The organism is Streptomyces sp. NPDC006326, from assembly GCF_040612915.1.
In the GTDB taxonomy this organism is placed as follows: Bacteria; Actinomycetota; Actinomycetes; order Streptomycetales; family Streptomycetaceae; genus Streptomyces.
Genome location: NZ_JBEXRC010000012.1, coordinates 65,590 through 81,322 on the forward strand (window position 1 = coordinate 65,590; position 15,733 = coordinate 81,322).

The 15,733-nt window shown below is 72.1% G+C and carries 17 protein-coding genes and 1 pseudogene; 10 read left to right on the forward strand and 8 right to left on the reverse strand.

The annotated features are described in order from the left end of the window. The first annotated feature begins 278 nt into the window (after positions 1-278). Together ABZ128_RS12515 and ABZ128_RS12520 are read left to right on the forward strand one after the other, a co-directional pair. Positions 279-1,124: an alpha/beta hydrolase gene (locus tag ABZ128_RS12515; protein ID WP_356847937.1), complete on the forward strand. Its 846-nt coding sequence runs from the start codon at positions 279-281 to the stop codon at positions 1,122-1,124. Positions 1,125-1,407: 283 nt separating this feature from the next. Then, a complete protein-coding gene (locus tag ABZ128_RS12520) occupies positions 1,408-2,454 on the forward strand; it encodes a LacI family DNA-binding transcriptional regulator (RefSeq protein ID WP_356847939.1) in 1,047 nt (348 codons plus the stop codon). 18 nt (positions 2,455-2,472) lie between these two features. Here ABZ128_RS12520 and ABZ128_RS12525 read toward each other — a convergent pair whose 3' ends face one another. Together ABZ128_RS12525 and ABZ128_RS12530 are read right to left on the reverse strand one after the other, a co-directional pair. After that, a complete protein-coding gene (locus ABZ128_RS12525; RefSeq protein WP_356847941.1) occupies positions 2,473-3,120 on the reverse strand; it encodes a hypothetical protein in 648 nt (215 codons plus the stop codon). Positions 3,121-3,360: 240 nt separating this feature from the next. Continuing rightward, positions 3,361-3,795 carry a YciI family protein gene (locus tag ABZ128_RS12530; protein WP_356847943.1) on the reverse strand — a complete coding sequence of 145 codons (435 nt, stop codon included), beginning with the start codon at positions 3,793-3,795 and terminating at the stop codon, positions 3,361-3,363. 270 nt (positions 3,796-4,065) lie between these two features. Here ABZ128_RS12530 and ABZ128_RS12535 point away from each other — a divergent pair. From ABZ128_RS12535 to ABZ128_RS12545, 3 genes and pseudogenes are all read left to right on the forward strand, one after another. Further along, positions 4,066-4,335 (forward strand): annotated as a pseudogene (locus ABZ128_RS12535) (MBL fold metallo-hydrolase); the annotation flags it as partial. A 133-nt stretch (positions 4,336-4,468) separates the two neighbouring features. Further along, complete coding sequence (locus ABZ128_RS12540; protein WP_356847944.1) at positions 4,469-5,149, forward strand: DUF2071 domain-containing protein; 681 nt, start codon at positions 4,469-4,471, stop codon at positions 5,147-5,149. 145 nt (positions 5,150-5,294) lie between these two features. Continuing rightward, a complete protein-coding gene (locus ABZ128_RS12545; RefSeq protein WP_356847945.1) occupies positions 5,295-6,599 on the forward strand; it encodes a peptide ligase PGM1-related protein in 1,305 nt (434 codons plus the stop codon). Between the two features lie 10 nt (positions 6,600-6,609). On the opposite strand, the gene ABZ128_RS12550 is transcribed toward ABZ128_RS12545, so the two are convergent. Then, complete coding sequence (locus ABZ128_RS12550) at positions 6,610-8,007, reverse strand: M20/M25/M40 family metallo-hydrolase (RefSeq protein WP_356847947.1); 1,398 nt, start codon at positions 8,005-8,007, stop codon at positions 6,610-6,612. A gap of 399 nt (positions 8,008-8,406) precedes the next feature. Between ABZ128_RS12550 and ABZ128_RS12555 the strand changes: the two genes are divergently transcribed. Beyond that, on the forward strand, positions 8,407-8,760 hold the full coding sequence (locus ABZ128_RS12555; RefSeq protein WP_356847948.1) for a hypothetical protein: 354 nt from the start codon (positions 8,407-8,409) through the stop codon (positions 8,758-8,760). Between the two features lie 67 nt (positions 8,761-8,827). Here the strand turns inward: ABZ128_RS12555 and ABZ128_RS12560 are convergent, their stop codons facing one another. Further along, entirely contained in the window at positions 8,828-9,301 is a 474-nt protein-coding gene (locus ABZ128_RS12560; protein WP_356847949.1) for a hypothetical protein, read from the reverse strand. Positions 9,302-9,550: 249 nt separating this feature from the next. Here ABZ128_RS12560 and ABZ128_RS12565 point away from each other — a divergent pair, with 249 nt between their 5' ends. From ABZ128_RS12565 to ABZ128_RS12580, 4 genes are all read left to right on the forward strand, one after another. Beyond that, on the forward strand, positions 9,551-10,579 hold the full coding sequence (locus ABZ128_RS12565; RefSeq protein ID WP_356847951.1) for a hypothetical protein: 1,029 nt from the start codon (positions 9,551-9,553) through the stop codon (positions 10,577-10,579). Positions 10,580-10,750: 171 nt separating this feature from the next. Then, the gene (locus tag ABZ128_RS12570; RefSeq protein ID WP_356847952.1) at positions 10,751-11,872 is read left to right on the forward strand and encodes a nucleotide disphospho-sugar-binding domain-containing protein; all 1,122 of its coding nucleotides are present in this window, start codon (positions 10,751-10,753) and stop codon (positions 11,870-11,872) included. 222 nt (positions 11,873-12,094) lie between these two features. Continuing rightward, entirely contained in the window at positions 12,095-12,769 is a 675-nt protein-coding gene (locus ABZ128_RS12575) for a HEAT repeat domain-containing protein (protein WP_356847954.1), read from the forward strand. Positions 12,770-12,775: 6 nt separating this feature from the next. Continuing rightward, positions 12,776-13,780 (forward strand): HEAT repeat domain-containing protein, encoded by a 1,005-nt coding sequence (locus ABZ128_RS12580; protein ID WP_356847955.1) that lies wholly within the window; start codon positions 12,776-12,778, stop codon positions 13,778-13,780. 20 nt (positions 13,781-13,800) lie between these two features. On the opposite strand, the gene ABZ128_RS12585 is transcribed toward ABZ128_RS12580, so the two are convergent. From ABZ128_RS12585 to ABZ128_RS12600, 4 genes are all read right to left on the reverse strand, one after another. Then, complete coding sequence (locus tag ABZ128_RS12585) at positions 13,801-14,157, reverse strand: hypothetical protein (RefSeq protein ID WP_356847957.1); 357 nt, start codon at positions 14,155-14,157, stop codon at positions 13,801-13,803. A gap of 298 nt (positions 14,158-14,455) precedes the next feature. After that, positions 14,456-14,686, reverse strand: coding sequence for a helix-turn-helix transcriptional regulator (locus ABZ128_RS12590; RefSeq protein ID WP_356847958.1), 231 nt, complete (start codon positions 14,684-14,686; stop codon positions 14,456-14,458). Positions 14,687-14,902: 216 nt separating this feature from the next. Further along, positions 14,903-15,118, reverse strand: a complete 216-nt coding sequence (locus ABZ128_RS12595; RefSeq protein ID WP_356847960.1) for a hypothetical protein — start codon at positions 15,116-15,118, stop codon at positions 14,903-14,905. A gap of 23 nt (positions 15,119-15,141) precedes the next feature. Beyond that, entirely contained in the window at positions 15,142-15,474 is a 333-nt protein-coding gene (locus ABZ128_RS12600; RefSeq protein ID WP_356847961.1) for a DUF6233 domain-containing protein, read from the reverse strand. Positions 15,475-15,733 lie beyond the last annotated feature (259 nt).

Below are 15,733 nucleotides of genomic sequence, written 5' to 3' on the forward strand. Positions count from 1 at the left end.
GTCATCTCTGCTCGCATCCTCGGAAGCAGGGGGACATTCACCAAAATGTCTGGTTTGTCCCTGCTAAAAAGCGTGACCCCGGGAGTTCATGGCGGCGTCCGTGGACTGTCACGGGCGTGTCACAGGGCTCACCCCTCCACGACTGCGCCCCGCTCGATCTATACAGGCGTATTGAACAACCGTCATAGACGTGCGTATAGTTGGCGAGGGGAAGCGGCCGGACCATCCGCTCGCACCCTGAGCCCACGAGCCGTCCCATCACGCCACGAGGAACCGCCATGACCGCCAGCACCACGGCAACCGCCACCGCAACGGCCACCACCGCGACGCAGACCGCCCACCCCGTCCGCGCCACCCTGGACCTGGACGGCCGCGCCCTCTCCTACCTCGACTTCGGTGGCACCGGGCGTCCGCTGCTCGCCCTCCACGGTCACCTTTCGGAGGGGTCCTCCTTCTGCGCCCTGGCCGCCGCTCTCGGCCCCGGGTGGAGGGTCATCGCCCCCGACCAGCGCGGCCACGGTGACTCCGACCGCGCCTCCGACTACACCCGCGCCGGCTACGTCGCCGACCTCCGCGCCCTCGTCGACCACTTGGGCCTCGACCGGTTCACCCTGCTCGGCCACTCCCTCGGCGCCGTCAACGCCTTCCACCTGGCGGCCGAGCTCCCGCACCGCGTCGAGGCCCTGGTCAACCTCGACACCGCCGCCGACATCCCCCGCGCGGACACGAGCCCGCTCGCCTTCGTCCTGTCCTTCCCCTACACGGCCGACAGCCGCGAGGAGCTTCTCTCCGCGCTGGGCCCGGCGGCTCCCCTGCTCGGCGGCGCCCTGCGTCCGCTGCCCGGGGGAGGCTGGCGGCTGCCCTTCCACCCGCAGGACACCGTCACCTCCGAGAACGCCGTCCACGGCGACCACTGGCAGCAGTGGCTCGCCGGCGACTGCCCCGCGCTCCTCCTGCACGGCACCTCCAGTCAGGTCCTCGGCGCCGAGCTCGCCGCCGAGATGGTTGCCCGCCGCCCCCGCACCACGTACGCCGCCCTGGACGCCGACCACTTCCTCCAGCTGCGTGACCCCGAGGGTGTCCACGCCGCCGTCCGGTCCTTCCTCGCCGGGGCCGGGCGCTGAGGGCCCGCCAGGGGCGGCGGGCCGCCGCTTGGCCCACCCGTACGCCCGCTCGAAGTCGTCGAGCAGCGACCGGAGGAAGTAGCCGTGTACGCCCACCCGTCGGAGGGGCGGGAGCTTCCCTCCGCAGCCGGTGTAGCGTGCCGGTGCCGGCGGGGAAGAGCAGCCCGGAAGGCAATCGGGCAGGCACCGGGGAGCCAACCGGGACGAGCGCCGCAGCCTTGCCCGATCAACCGCGAGCCGACCGGTGCGGCGCGCGAAGTTCGCACGAGGGGAGTTCGAGGTCGTGAGCGGACGGCGCAGCGGCAGGCCCACCCTGGAAGAGGTCGCGGCTCTCGCCGGCGTCGGCCGGGGCACGGTCTCACGGGTGGTCAACGGCTCGCCCCGGGTGAGCGAGCGGGCCAGGGAAGCCGTCGCCCGTGCCGTCGCCGCACTGGGGTACGTACCCAATCAGGCGGCACGCGCGCTGGCCGGCAGCCGGACCGACGCGGTCGCCCTCGTCATCCCGGAGACCGGGGCCCGGCTGTTCTCGGAGCCGTACTTCCTCGACCTCATCCGCGGGGTGAGCGCCGAACTCGCCGAGGCGGAACGGCAGTTGCTGCTCACCCTGGTGCGGACCGAGCGGGAACGGCAGCGGTTCGAACAGTACCTGGCCACCCAGCGGGTGGACGGCGTGCTGCTGGCGTCCGTACACGATGACGATCCGCTGCCCGACCGGATAGGGGAGCTGGGGCTGCCGGTCGTCATGAACGGGCGGCGCTCCGCGTCCGAACCCGTCGCCCACGTCGACTCCGACAACAGCGGCGCAGGACGGGCGGCCGTCTCCCATCTCGTGGCGCGGGGCCGGGGCAGGATCGCGACCATCAGCGGGCCGCTCGACATGGACGTGGCCCGCGCCCGGCTGGGCGGCTACCGCGAGGGCCTGGCCGAGGCGGGGCTCGCGCCCGACGAGTCGCTCGTGGCGGCCGGCGACTTCACGGAGGAGGGCGGCAGGCGGGCGATGCGTGAGCTACTGGAGCGCAGCCCCGGCCTGGACGCCGTCTTCGCGGCCTCCGACGTGATGGCGGCCGGCGCGCTCGGCGTGCTGCGCGAAGCCGGGCGACGGGTCCCGGACGACGTGGCCCTCGTCGGCGTCGACGACTCGGCGGTGGCCCGACTGATGGACCCGCCCCTGACGAGCGTGCGCCAGCCGATCGAGGAGATGGGCCGCATGATGACCCGCATGTTGCTCCAGCAGATCACGGAGCCGTCCGGGTCCGTGGCCGGTGGCACGCCGATGCAGCAGCCCCGACGGGTCCTCCCGACGGAGCTCATCGTGCGGGACTCCTCCTGAGACGCTTGCCGAATGCGGCTACGGTGAGCCGTTCGTCAGCAGCAGATGGAAGACCGTGCCCCGGTGGAAGAGCGTCGCGGTATCGCTCGCGGACCCGTCGAAGTACACGGGTGGGAGCGGGGGCTCGTGGCCGTGGTACTCCGACGAGCGCAGGAAGTCGGGCTCCACGGAGGCGAACGCCCACTCCCGCTCGTCGGCGCTGCCCCAGCTCTCCGCCGGCGTCAGCACCTCGTGGAGGAAGCCCGCCACCGTCCGGCCGGCCTCGTCCATCGGCAGACGGCGACGGTACGGGGAGGGTGCCGCGGTGAGCATCCAGTGCAGCCGCTCGGTGAACTCCTCTTCCGCGAGGGGGGTGACGGTGGCCCGGAAGCCTTCGCGGAGCAACCTGACCGGATCGCTCCCGGCTGCCGGACCGTCGCCCTCGTTCGGCCCGGGGGTGAAGTCGCTCAGGTTGTACCACTCGCGTCGGCGGTCGGCGGCGACCATCATCTGCTCGAACAGGTCGCTTCGCAGGTACGCGTCCAGCAGCCCCTGGCGGTTGTCGACGGTCACCGACCGGCCGGCCTCGACCTTCAGCAGCAAGGTGTTGCTGTTCATCACCGCGTCGACGGCCGACAGAAAGCGGTCGATCGCGGCCCGGTCCACCTCGGCGAGCAACGACTGCACGTTCCCTCCCCTGCGTCAGGCCTTGAGTGTGCCGGATACCGCCCCACGGCCCCGGCAGGGGTCCAGGCGGGCTCCCGGCCCTCGACCATCGCCAGGGCGACCGTGGGGCCGAGCACCGCCATCGGGTCGCGGGCCGGTGAGTGGGCCGCCAGGACGTCGTGGAGGGCGAGGACCGCACGAGCGGGCCGAGGACCTGCGGCGCGTTCAGCCGCAGCAGGTCCTCGGCGGTCGCGGGCACCGTCAACCGTTCCCGTCCGCGCCGAGCTCGCTCCCGCCGGCCTCGTCGATGGGCCGGATCACGACCGGATAGACCGGCGAACCGGCCGGCGCCGGACACTGCGCCACCCTCGCCGCGATCTCGGTGACCCGCTCCAGGTTCGCGCAGTCGAGGACCCAGTACCCGGCGAGCACCTCCTGGGTCTGCTCGTACGGCCCGTCCGTGACGACCGGCCGCCCCTCCGCGTCCGCGGTCACGAACCGCGTCCTCCCGGGCTCGACGAGTCCCTGCCCGTCGATGAACTCCCCGGTCTCCGCCAGATCGTCGTTGATCGCGCTCATGTACGCGAACATCGCCCTGAGCTCCTCCTCGCTCCAGGCCGGGCAGTGGTCGGACGCCTTGCCGTTCATGGCGTCGTAGTCGGCCTGAGCCCCCTGCACCATCACCAGGTACTTCATCGCGTTCTCTCCTCCGTGGGGTCGCCCCTTGCGGGGCCCGTGCACAGGAGACGTCGGGGCCGGGCGCCTTTCCCGACACCTCGCCGTGCCTCACCGGTACGGCTTCCTCCGCAGGGCACGAACGGCCCCCTGCCCGGCGCTCCCCGGCGCCTGGAACCGCCTGCTGGAGGGGCTCCAGGCCCTTCGTCGGCATGCGGTCCTTGCCGGGCAGGTGCCGGAGCAGGCGCAGCACCAGCAGGGACACCGCACCAGCGCGGGGCTGCCGACCCATTTCTCACCAACACCTCGACGCGCAGCCCGGTCACGTCAGCCTTCGCCGTCCACGAGCTGTACGACGGTCACCGCGCGCGAGTCGGCGCATCCACCATGACCAGCCGGCCAGTGGCGCACGGCTTCCCCGCCTTCGCCGGGTGCATCGAGACGGAAGGCCGATCGCCGGTCCACTCCGGGGACCCGGCACCGTGCCCGAACCTCACCCGCCCGGCCGACGGATGCGACGTGCTGCTGTGCGAAGCCGAGAGTGCCCGGGCGCCGGCCCAGGTGTGCCGTGTGGCGTACGGCGCCCTACGATGGGGTGCCTGAGCACTCTTCCTGGGCACTCTTTCGAGCAAGCGCAGGGCCCCCGCTCGTTGGGGGAGTCGGCGCCCGCGCCGGCTCGGCAGGGGAGGTGGCGGTGGAGTACGTGCGGGTCCCCTTGCTGTCCGTGCACTGGACGCGGCAGGCGTTCCTGCACTGGCCCTATCCGCCCGCGCTCCTGCAGCGCTTCCTGCCGCCGCCCCTGGAAGTCGACGTGTTCGAAGGGCAGGCCTGGGTGAGCCTGACGCCCTTCCTCATGTCCTCCACGAAGGTCCTGGGAGTTCCGATGCCCTGGGGGACCTTCCCCGAGACGAACCTGCGCACCTACGTGCGGCGCACGGGCGGGCCGAGCGGCGTGTGGTTCTTCTCCCTCGACGTCACGCACCCGGCCATGCTGGCCGCGCGCCTGGTGGGAATCCCTTACGCGCTGGGACACCTCTCCGTGGAGGGCCGGGGCCGCACCTGCCGTTACGCCGGCCGACGGGGACGCGACGGTCCCGGCTACGAGCTTGAGGTGCGCACCGACGAGCGCATCGAGGCGCCGCACCTCCTGGACACGTGGCTGACCGACCGCTTCCACGTGTACTCGACGTCCGCCGGACGGCTCTGGCGGACCCCGGCCGCGCACGAGCCCTGGCCGCTCTTCCGGGGAACGCTCGTCCGCTCGGAGGAGTCCCTGCTGGCCGCCGCAGGACTGCCCGAACCGGCCGCGTACCCCCTCGTCCACACCTCGCCCGGTGTCGGCCCCGTACGCCTCGGATTCGCCCGGCGCGGCTGAGGGCCAGGCGCCGCACACCACGGCTCGTATGCGAGGGTCGCCGCGCGTCACGAGCGCCGCACCACCGGTCACCCGGCACGAGCCGGCCCGGCCGGACCGTCCTTCGCCGTGGGCAGTGTCCCTGGCCGGGGCCCATACTCGTGTGATGAGCCGCCCCGTGCGCCCCGTGCTCCTCTACGCGAACCTCGTCTCCGACCTCGCGGTGGACCTCGACCAGCGCGAGGTGCTCCGCACGTGGGCCGAGCAGGCACCCCGCGAAGTGTGGCTGCTCCACCCGGGCGACGTGCTGGTGTCCCCGGTGCCGGTCGGCGAGGAGTTCCTGGCGTACGCCTGTGCCCTGACCGGCGTCCCGCGGGAATCGGTGACCGTGGTGGCCATGCCGCAGGCCTTCGGGGCGGTCGACGCACACGCGCGGCACCACGGCGCCGTGGCGGGGGTGCGCAGCGCGTCGGGAGGCCGTCCGGTGGGCGCGGTGCTCCCGACCGCCCTGGACGCCTCCGCCGTGGCGCTCGCCAACGCCCTGGGAGTCCCGTTGGCCCCGTACCCCTCGGCGGCCGCAGCCGAGGCCGCACTGGAGGTGACCTGGCTGCTCAACACCAAGGCGGGGTTCCGGACCGCGGCACGCGAGCTCGGCATGAACCTGCCCGACGGCCGCGTCTGCCGCCGCGAGGAGGTGCCCGGCGCCGTACGGGACCTGCTGCGCACGCACGAGCACGTCGTGGTCAAGCCCGACCGGTCGGCGGGCGGCCACGGGCTGCGCTTCCTCTCGGCGGCAGCCGGGGAGTGGACCTGCGACGACCTCGCGCCGGTGGGCGGGGCCGCAGGCCGCTGGGTGGTCGAAGAGCGGATCGACGTGGCCTGCTCGGTGAGCATCCAGCTGGAGACGGGGCCGCAGGGCCCGTGGCCGCTGTTCAGCGGTGCGATGCGGACCGACGAGGGCTCCTTCACCGGATACGTGTCGCCCCTGACGCCCTCCCTCGCGCACGCCGGGCCCCCACTGGAGAAATGGGGGCGGGCTCTGGGCGGCTTCCTGGCGGAGCACGGCTACGCGGGGCCGTTCAGCCTCGATGCCATGGTGTCGTCCGACGGCTCCCTGTTCGCGGGCGAGAGCAACGTCAGGCGTACGGCGACCAGCACGCCGCAGGCCATGGTAACCCGTCTCGCCGCCACGGCCGCGACCGCCGCCGTCACCGCCTCCGCCGGGCCCCGGGATCCGGCGTGGGCGACGGGCACCGTGCGGGCACCGCGTCCGTACCACTTCGAGGAGGCCGTGGCCCGGCTGCACGAGGACGGCACCGCCTACGACCCCCGGACCGGGGAAGGCGTCGTCCTGTACGCCGGGATGCCACCCGACGGCCGTACCTGGCGCTACGCGGTGATCGCCGACGGGCACGCGACGCTGGCGCGGTACGAGGCGCAGCTGCACTCCTCCTGGGCGTCCGTCCCCTGAGGCGGCCCCCTCACCGGGTGACGGGCACCGACGCCAGTTCCCCCAGGAACGCACTCAGGGCACGGACCCCCAGGCGGAGCGCTGCGATCTCCACCTTCTCGTCAGGGCCGTGCCAGCGGTCCCCGGGCAGTCCGGTCCCGAAGAAGAGCACGGGAGCCTTGCAGGCGCGGGCCAGCTGCGCGGCGGGGGCCGCACCGCCGTTGCCGATGCACCGGGCCGGGGACCCGTAGGCGCGGCCCACCGAGCGGACCAGCGCGGCGAGCGCCGGATGGTCCGCAGGGGTGCGGTACGGGTCGGAGATCGTGGGGGACACCTCCAGCTCGTAGCCGAAATCGGATGCGCGGTGCTCACGCAGCCAGCCGCGCAACTGCTGCGCGACCTCGTCGGCCCGCTGGTCGGGAACGAGCCTCAGCAGCAGGTCGGCGTCGGCCTCGGCGGGGATGAGGCCGAGCGCCGGCGCGTCCGTACGGCCGGCCGTGAGGCGGGCGACCTCGGCCGAGGGGCGGATCCACAGCCTCTCCGGCGCACGGAACCCGGCCTCGCCGCCGGCTCCGAACGCACCGGTGTCCGCACGCCAGGTCCGCTCGTCGAAGCGCAGGGTGTCCAAGGACTCGCGCAGGGCGGGGCCGGGCTCGGCCACTGCGTCGTAGAACCCGGGGAGCGTGATCCGGCCGGCTCCGTCGTGCAAGGTGCCCAGCAGCCTGCACAATTCGGACGCCGCATTGGTGGCGGCCCCCGAAACGGCCCCGCTGTGGATGTCCCGGTGGGCGCCGCGGACGGTGAGGGTGGCGGTGACCGACCCGCGGACCGTGGTGCAGACGGCCGCCTCGTCCAGGGACCAGAGCATGGTGTCGGAGACCATGACCACGTCGGCGGTCAGCTCGTCGGCGTGTGCCGAGAGCAGGTCGGCCAGGTGCACGGAGCCGATCTCCTCCTCTCCTTCGACCAGGTACTTCACCGTCACCGCCGGCGCGCCGCCGGAGACCGACGCCAGGTGCGCGCCCAGGGCCCACAGATGGCACATGATCTGCCCCTTGGCGTCCGAGGCCCCCCTGCCGTACAGCCGGCCGTCACGCTGCAGCGGTGCGAACGGAGCGGTGACCCGCCAGGTGGAGGGATCGACGGCATGGACGTCGTGGTGGCTGTACACCAGCAGGACCGGGGCGTGGGGATCAGCGGCCGGCCGGCAGCCGTAGACGGCCGGCAAACCTTCGGTCTGCCAGATCTCCGTACGGGGAAAACCCATCCGGCGCAGCCTCTCCACCAGCCATCGTGCGGAGCGCCCCACGTCGGCCGCCCGGTCGGGGTCCGAGGACACGGACGGGACCTCCACCCACTGCGCCAGGGCGTCCAAGGCGTCCGGCTCGGGCAAGCCGTCCTGCCCGATGAGGCTCTCTGTCGCGCTCATGGTCGGCGGCTGCCCGCGTTCACCGGCCTCAACCGCCTCCCACCGGTTGCGCCGCCCCCGTGCGTTCGGGTGCCTCTGCAACGAGGACGGCGTGCCACCGTCGAGCCTGCAGTACGTAATGGTCGTCCCGTCCCGCGTGCGCGGGCCAGCCGGGGGATCAGGTCGACGACCCTCACGCGCCCGGCGGTCTCGGTCGCCTTCGGCGCGAGTGGGCGGCGGCTGGCCGTGCACGTGCCCGATGTGCCCCACGTTTCCGTTGACGACGCCCACGTTGTTGCCCGACCCGGAGCCGCCGCTCAGGTTCAGGCGCTGCGAGGTACCGAGGACCCGTTCCGGTGGAATCGGGTGGGGCTCACCCCGGGCGTGCGGAGCGGCGCATCGGGTGGCAGGATCAGGCAGGTGTCGATCACGTGCAAGCTGCAGATCAAGCCCGGTCAGAGTGTCGTCGTCCTGGGTAAACCGGACGATCTGGAGCTGGAAGTCGACGCCGACGGCAACCCGGCTTCGGCCGATGCGGTACTCGCCTTCGTGACCACCTCCGAGGACCTTCTCGGGGCGCACGCGAAAGCGGCGGTCGCCGCCGCGCGGCGCGATGCCCTCGCCTGGGTGGCCTACCCGAAAGGCGGAAAGCTCGGAACGGATCTGAACCGCGACTCCCTCAACGCCGCGCTCTCCGAGCAAGGCGTGCGCGCCGTACGGCAGATCGCCATCGACGACACCTGGTCAGCGCTCCGCTTCCGGCCCGGCAACTGACCCCGGGCCGTGCGTGTTACAGGGTGAGGGTCACGGCGGCAGGGCTGCCTTGGCGGTCGCTCGGCCCTCAGTCGAACCGCACGCAGATCGGCACGGGGAGCCGCGGCGACCAGGTACCGGTGCTGTAGTCGTACGCCTGGGCGTAGCCGTTGTTCCCGGGGGCGCAGGGGGAGGAGATGTTCGTCTCCAGGTAAACGGCTCCGCCGGGAACACCGGAGTTCGTCTTCGCCGTCACGGTCCCGCCGTACCTGACCTGCCCCGAGTTGTACTTGACGACCACGTACACCCGGCCGCCCAGGGTGAAGTTGCCGCCGCCGATCTTGAGATGGTTGCGGTAGGTGTACTGGAACAGGTAGAGGCCTGCCGGGGCCTTGGTCAGACCGGCCGGCGTCGATGTGGTCCGGGCGGCCGTGCCGACTGGTGCCAGAGCTGCCGATGCCGTCGCAGCCGGTGCGACTCCCAGGCCGACCACGGCCATTGCCGTGACTGCGACCGCGATGCGGCGCTGACGGTAAGAGGTTGTGTGCGAGAGGTGGCGCATGACTTTTCCTCGGGAAGCTGGAAAACGATGAACCCGTCCATCGGTCCCGCCGGCACGGCATCTGACCGGCCCCTCGACAGAGGCCGGCTCACTCACGCTCTACTGCCTGGCGGAATACCGGCATCCCCCTGAAGAAACACTCTGATTCCAGGCTAAGCCGGATGGATGGGTCCCGCCTGCTGTACGGACCGGAGGCATTCGTGCCGCGGACTCGGGGCGGTGTCAGTGTGGAGAAGTAGATTCCCTGGCATGTCGATCACTGCACGATTGCGTGGCTCCGTACACCTGCCGGGTGGCGAGGAGCTGGTCAACGGGTTCGCCCTGGAGAGCCGCGGGGACGGCTCCTGCCGCGCTCTGCTCCGTAGCGGGCACGACTTGGAGGTCTACGACCTGGACGAGGTGTTCGCGGGCGAGCGAGCGCCGGCTGCGGTCTTCCCCGTGCCGTGGACGTGGGACCGCGTCGTTCCGTCCGTCAGCCCTGACGGCTCCTTCGCCGTGTTCTCGGGCCAGCGGGCCGTGCGGGCCGTGGGCGCAGGCGGCGAGATGGTGTGGGAGTACCGGCACGGCTGCTGGGGGCCGGAGGTCGGGCACGCGCACACGGGGGACGAGCAGGAGGTCTGCCGCGGGCTTGAGCACGGCTCCTGCCGGGTCTCCGACGACGGCCGGCTCGTCTGGGCGCACGTGGTGGGTGTGGAGGTGGAGAACTGGGTCGTCCTCGACGCTCGGGACGGTCGGGAGCTGGCCCGGCTGCCACTGGAGAGTGCAGCCTCCGGATCGCACCATCTCTCCCACCCGGACGGGATCCACATGGGTCTCTCCATCGGCATGGGCCAGGACGGAATCCTGCTCCACTGGGCGCGCTGGGACGGAGGGCAGCTGACGTCCTGGGACCTCAACGCGACCATGGACCGCATCCTGATCGACGTCCACGGGGGGCACCCCGGCTTCCTCACCGTCGAGCACTACGGAGCGGACCTGCAACTGCACGCCCTGGACGGTTCCGTGCTGGCCCAGGGAGAGCCCGGGCCGGCCGATGAGGACGAGGACCCGCCCTCCTGCGACTACGGCTGCGGTTTCGTCGATGCCGACACCGTCATCGTCTCGACGGAGGAGGGCGGCGGCCACTGGCTGCTCGACGCCCGCACGCTGGAGGTGCGCGGGGCCGTTACGTATCCCGAGGGGGCCGTCGACGGCTGCATACGCCCACTCGGCGACGGAACCTGGCTCACCTACGATGCCGGCAGCGGGACGCTCAACCGCTGGAGCCGGGCAGCCTGACGGCGTCCCGGCAACACCTCGCGCCCCGCCCGGCAAAACCCGTACCAGAACGTCCGATTATCGCCCCTCTGTGGGGAACACAGCGCGGCTCCCCGTCAGTTCACCGAACGGAACCGGGGGCCAGCTCGCACGACTCGTCCTCGACCGGCATACCACTGGCAAGGAGAAACCGTGCGCATACTCTTCACCGGACCGGCCGCGGCCGGCCACCTCTTCCCGATGATCCCGACCGCGCAGGCCCTGCACGCCGCCGGCCACGAGGTGCTGTTCGCGAGCTCTCAGCCGCTGGACCGGCTCCGCGAGGCCGGCTTCCCGATCGTCGAGATCGGTGACGGCCGCACCATCCGGGACGCGTTCGAGCAGTCCACCGGCGAGGAAGTGCGCTACGTCGCCCACGACATGACGCCGGACGAGATCCTCGACAGGGCGGCCCGCGGCTTCGCGTACGTCTCCCGCGCGACCGTGGACGGCCTTCTGGAGGTGGCCGAGAACTGGGGCGCCGACCTGCTGGTCTACGACTCCTTCCAGGCCTCCGCCCCGCTGGTCGCGGCCAAGCTCAAGATCCCGTCGGTGATCCAGAACTTCGGCGTCACCTCCGGCCACGACATGGTCGGGCGGATCGCCGCCCACTTCACCGAGGCGTACGAGACGTACGGGGTGGCCGGCCCCGCCGAGGCCACCGCGCTGAACATCGTCCCGGCCTCGCTCGGCGGCGACCCGGGCGGCCTGCGGATGCGCTACCTCCCCTACAACGGCGGCGGCACCATCCCCGCCGGACTGCTCCGCCGCGGCACCCGCCCGCGCGTCGCCGTCACGCTGGGCACCGTGCTCACCGAAGTGGACGGCGTGCGCGCCATCGTCCGCCTGATCGAGGCCGCCGCCTCGGTGGACGCCGAGTTCCTGCTCGCCGTCGGCGACGCCGACCTCACTCCGCTCGGCACCCTCCCGGACAACGTCCGCCCGCTGCCCTGGGTCCCGCTGGCCGAACTGCTGACCGCCTCCGACGCGCAGATCCACCACGGCGGATCCGGCACCCTGCTCACCGCTCTGCAGGCCGGCCTGCCGCAGCTCCTGCTGCCCCAGGGCGCCGACCACTTCACCAACGCGGACGCCCTCACCGCGACCGGTGCCGCCCTGCGCTCCGCGTCCGACGACGTCGACGCCGCGCTCCTGACCCGCCTTGTCACCGACTCGGACCTGCGCGAGGCCGCCGTCCGCCTCCAGGCGGAGAACGCCGCCCTGCCGACCCCGGCCGAAACGGTCCCCGCTCTGGAGGCCCTGACCACCTCCTGAGCACGGCGCAGCCGCCGGTGGCGGGGCACCTGTCACCCCGCCACCGGCACCGCGTGTCGCTGCCTCGCGCCGAAAACGTGGCCCGCCCACCGGTCTGCCGCAACTTCCGGCCACGAGACAAGCGGCTCGGTGGACGGAGGGCACCTGGTGGTCCCACAGGGTGCCCCGGCTTGACCTTGACACGGTGACAAGGCCTTCACTGTGGCCAAGGAGGTGGTCTCCATGCCCACGAAACAGGACACCGACATGACCCGTGCTCTCCAGGGGCTGGGAAGCAGCAGCTCGTCGGTGCGGCTGCAGGCAGCGCTGGCGGTCGGTACGAGTCCCGACCCGCAGTTCATCGACAAGCTCATTGAACGATGCGCGGTCGAGCCCGACTTCTACGTGCGCGACATGCTCACATGGGCCCTCACCCGCCACTCGGCATCCATGACGGTCCCGGGGCTTCTCCAGGAAGTCCGCTCCGGGCATGCGCAGGCACGGAGCCAGGCGTTGCACACGCTGTCCAAGATCGGGGACCGTCGAGCGTGGCCGGCGATCACCCGGGCGGTTCTTGCCGACGCCCACGACGAGGTGGCACGGAGCGCCTGGAGGGCAGCGGTCGTACTCGTGCCCGAGGGGGAAGAGCCCGAGCTGGCCGAAGCGTTGGCGACCCAGCTGGGGCGCGGCGAGCACGAGACGCAGTTGAGCCTCAGCCGGGCATTGACCGCGCTCGGTGAGGTCATCACGCCGATCCTGCACGCCGCGACGAGGAATCCGGACCCTCGCGTACGAGAGCACGCGATCACCACGGAACGGCTGTTGCGCCACCCGGACGCCGGGTTCGAATGCGCGATCGAGGAGGCGAAGCGCATCATGGCCCTCGGCGCAACCGGCGCAACCGGCGAGAAGGGGTGACAGGCCGTGCTGATCGGCGATGTGGCGCGACGGTCCGGGGTGAGCGCCCGCATGCTCAGGCACTACGACTCGCTCGGCCTGGTGCAGCCGACCGGCCGGTCCGAGGCCGGCTATCGAGAGTACTCCGGCGAGGACATCCGGCGAATCTTCCACATTGAGAGCCTGCGGTCCTTGGGGCTGTCACTGCGCGAAGTGGGGCGGGCCCTCGACGACCCCGGCTTCACGCCCTCGGAGCTCGTCGACGACCTCATCCGCCAGACCGGCGAACGCATTGCGGCCGAGACGGCGCTGCTCACGCGGCTGCGCCGGATCGATGCCGTGGAACCTGCCGACTGGGAGGACGTCCTCCAGACCGTTGCACTCCTCCAGGCCTTGGGCTCGGAGAACGCCGGCAAGCGCCAGCGTGCCGCCCTGTCCTCGGTCGAGAACGTACCGGTGCCGGTCGAGGCACTCGTCGAGGCAGTGCTGGGCGAGGCGGACCCGAACGTCGCCGGAGCCCTTCGATGGGCCCTGGCGCAATCGGGCGGCAGCGCACTGCCACTGTTGGCGGAGGGCCTCGGCTCACCAGCAGCCGAGGTCCGCACACGTGCCGTCCAGTCCATCGCCGAGATTCCGGAGGGTGAGGCGACCGCGTTGCTGCAGGGCGCCCTGAGGAGCGCCGACCTCGTCGTCCGCAGGTACGCAGCCCTGGCGCTCGGGGCACGTGGGGTGGCCGACGCGGTCCCGACGCTCGTCGACATGATCGTCGAGGGGGTGAACGACGCCGATGCAGCCGACGCACTCAGCGCGCTGGCGGGCCGTCCCGCGGTGGCCGATGTGATCGCCACCGGTCTCGTTGACCGCCTCGCCCGCGATCCGGCCGGATCCTCGGCACGCCGACGCCTGACACAGGCGCTGGCGGAGATCCCGGGAACCACCGCGTCACGTGCCCTCGTAGACCTGTCGGAGGACGGCGACCGCGTCGTTGCGCTGACAGCGGCCTACATTCTCGGGATGCGCGAGGCATGCTGACCCGGTCTCGCAGCCCGGGGTCACCTGCCGCCCACGAAGTACCGGGCAGGGACGAAGACCTCGTGGCCGGTGAGGAAGCGGACGCGGACACCGGAATCCGTCCACGCGGTGGATTCGACCCCCTCGACGCCCAGAGCGGGGTCGACGTCCACCCAGTGTCCGTAGGACAGGCCGGGGGACTTGCCGATCATGAGCTTGTAGGAGTCCTCTCCGGAGAGGCTGTACCGGTGCAACAACCCCAGGAAGTGGGGCGACTGGTCGGCGTAGACGATCGCCGCGGGAGCACTGGCGCGGTACGTCACCTCGGTCCGCGGCCACCACAGAACCGTCATGACCGCGACGGTCAGCAGGACACCCGCCACGCCGCCCAGCAACATCCTGCCGATTCCGGTGGTCCGGCGGCTCCGCGCGTCTTCGTCGGGTCGGCGGGCGGTGACGGTATCGATGAGGCCCCTCCAGGCTCGGCGCTGCTCCGCCCCCTGCCGGCCGGAGACGGCTCGGTCAATAGGACGCGGAACCGGACCGATTGGTTGTGCCGCAGGTCGGCCCGACGTGTAACTGCCCGTCTCCCGGCATCCGCTGCACGTGAGCCGGTCCGTTTCTCCGCAGCCATCCCTTCCGGCAGACTCTGCTGCCCCTACTCGGCCTGGGTGGCGGGGTACGGACTGTGCGCGGTCACAGGCCCAGGGTGACGGCGAGGCGGGTCAGGTCGGCAGTGGTGTGGGCGTTGAGCTTGGCGCGGATACGGCGGAGGTAGGCGTCGACGGTGTGCCGGGAGACGCCCATGTGGCGGGCCGTCTGCAGGTAGGTGCGGCCGGCGGCGATGTGGCGCAGGGCTTCCCGCTCGCGCGGTGCCAGCTCGCCCGCGGGGGGCTCGGCGTCCGTCATGGTGAGGGTGCGGCTCATGGGATTTCCTCCGCCGGATCGGCTCGGTCACCACTGCTCGCGCCCTCGGAAGCAGTCGGGGCAAATGCCCCTTTTGTCTGTGGTTAAAAGCCTGACCCGGCGACTTCGCGGGAGTGTCCGCCAACTGTCACAGGCGTGTGACAGGCACCCCGGACGCGGCCACCAAACGTCACGCCTCGGCCGTCTCGCCGTGACCGCCGTTCCGGCTTGTGGCCGCTATTCCGGGGACCACACGGCCGGCCCGCCGCCACGCCACTCGATCAGGCGCGCGTCGGTCAGGCGTACGTCGTCGAGGTCGAGGCCGGCCCGCTGCAGAAGCTCCAGAAGATCGCCGGGGCCCAGGGCGCGGCCGAGGATCGCGCCGTCGCAGCGGACGCGGCGTCCGCCTTGGGCGTCCGGCGGGTAGACGATCACGCGCGCAGCAGGGCTCACCCCTCCACCCTGCCGCCGACCGTTCACTCCGGCATTCCCAGGGCGGCGTCGGGCCGGCAGTGCGGGCACGCGGGCACTCCCTCGGTCAGGGCTCGGCGCGCCTCCTCGCCGCTCAGGGGTGAGCAGCGCTTTCCTGCGTCCCAGCAGCCTCCGGCGTGGAGGCGGACCGGGAGCCGGCCTGCGCCGATGCCGCGCTCGATCAGCCAGGCGGGCGGCTCGGCCCGAGGTCGCCGACGGGCGGCAAGCGACTCGCGTTCCTCCGCGGTGCTCAAGGCCCGCTCGGCCCGGCCGAGCTCGGCGCGGAGGTAGGTGACCACGGTGCGCAGACGTGGCAGATCGGGAGGCAATTCGGACACGTGTTCTATTCTATGTCCGAGTGCAGAACCGCCACCAGGACGGACCCACCGGCAAGCCCGCGCGCTCGTACGAGGGGGTGCAGCGCCGTCCGCCGCCCGGAGCCGTGGCTGTCAAGCCCCGAGATTTCGTGCCGTGACCCGCAGACCCACCCGGGGCGCAATGGAATCGCAGAGCGCCGGCGGAGCAAGGCCGCCGCAGCGCCCGCCACCCCGGACAAGGAGCACCCCCCATGGCCACCAAGCCCCGACGCCTCACCAC

Excerpts from the sequence above, each read along its gene's own strand:
- ABZ128_RS12515 (WP_356847937.1), top strand. The coding sequence starts at position 279 with ATGACCGCCAGCACCACGGCAACCGCCACCGCAACGGCCACCACCGCG.
- ABZ128_RS12530 (WP_356847943.1), bottom strand. The coding sequence starts at position 3,795 with ATGAAGTACCTGGTGATGGTGCAGGGGGCTCAGGCCGACTACGACGCC.
- ABZ128_RS12545 (WP_356847945.1), top strand. The coding sequence starts at position 5,295 with ATGAGCCGCCCCGTGCGCCCCGTGCTCCTCTACGCGAACCTCGTCTCC.
- ABZ128_RS12550 (WP_356847947.1), bottom strand. The coding sequence starts at position 8,007 with ATGAGCGCGACAGAGAGCCTCATCGGGCAGGACGGCTTGCCCGAGCCG.
- ABZ128_RS12560 (WP_356847949.1), bottom strand. The coding sequence starts at position 9,301 with ATGCGCCACCTCTCGCACACAACCTCTTACCGTCAGCGCCGCATCGCG.
- ABZ128_RS12565 (WP_356847951.1), top strand. The coding sequence starts at position 9,551 with ATGTCGATCACTGCACGATTGCGTGGCTCCGTACACCTGCCGGGTGGC.
- ABZ128_RS12575 (WP_356847954.1), top strand. The coding sequence starts at position 12,095 with ATGCCCACGAAACAGGACACCGACATGACCCGTGCTCTCCAGGGGCTG.
- ABZ128_RS12585 (WP_356847957.1), bottom strand. The coding sequence starts at position 14,157 with ATGTTGCTGGGCGGCGTGGCGGGTGTCCTGCTGACCGTCGCGGTCATG.
- ABZ128_RS12590 (WP_356847958.1), bottom strand. The coding sequence starts at position 14,686 with ATGAGCCGCACCCTCACCATGACGGACGCCGAGCCCCCCGCGGGCGAG.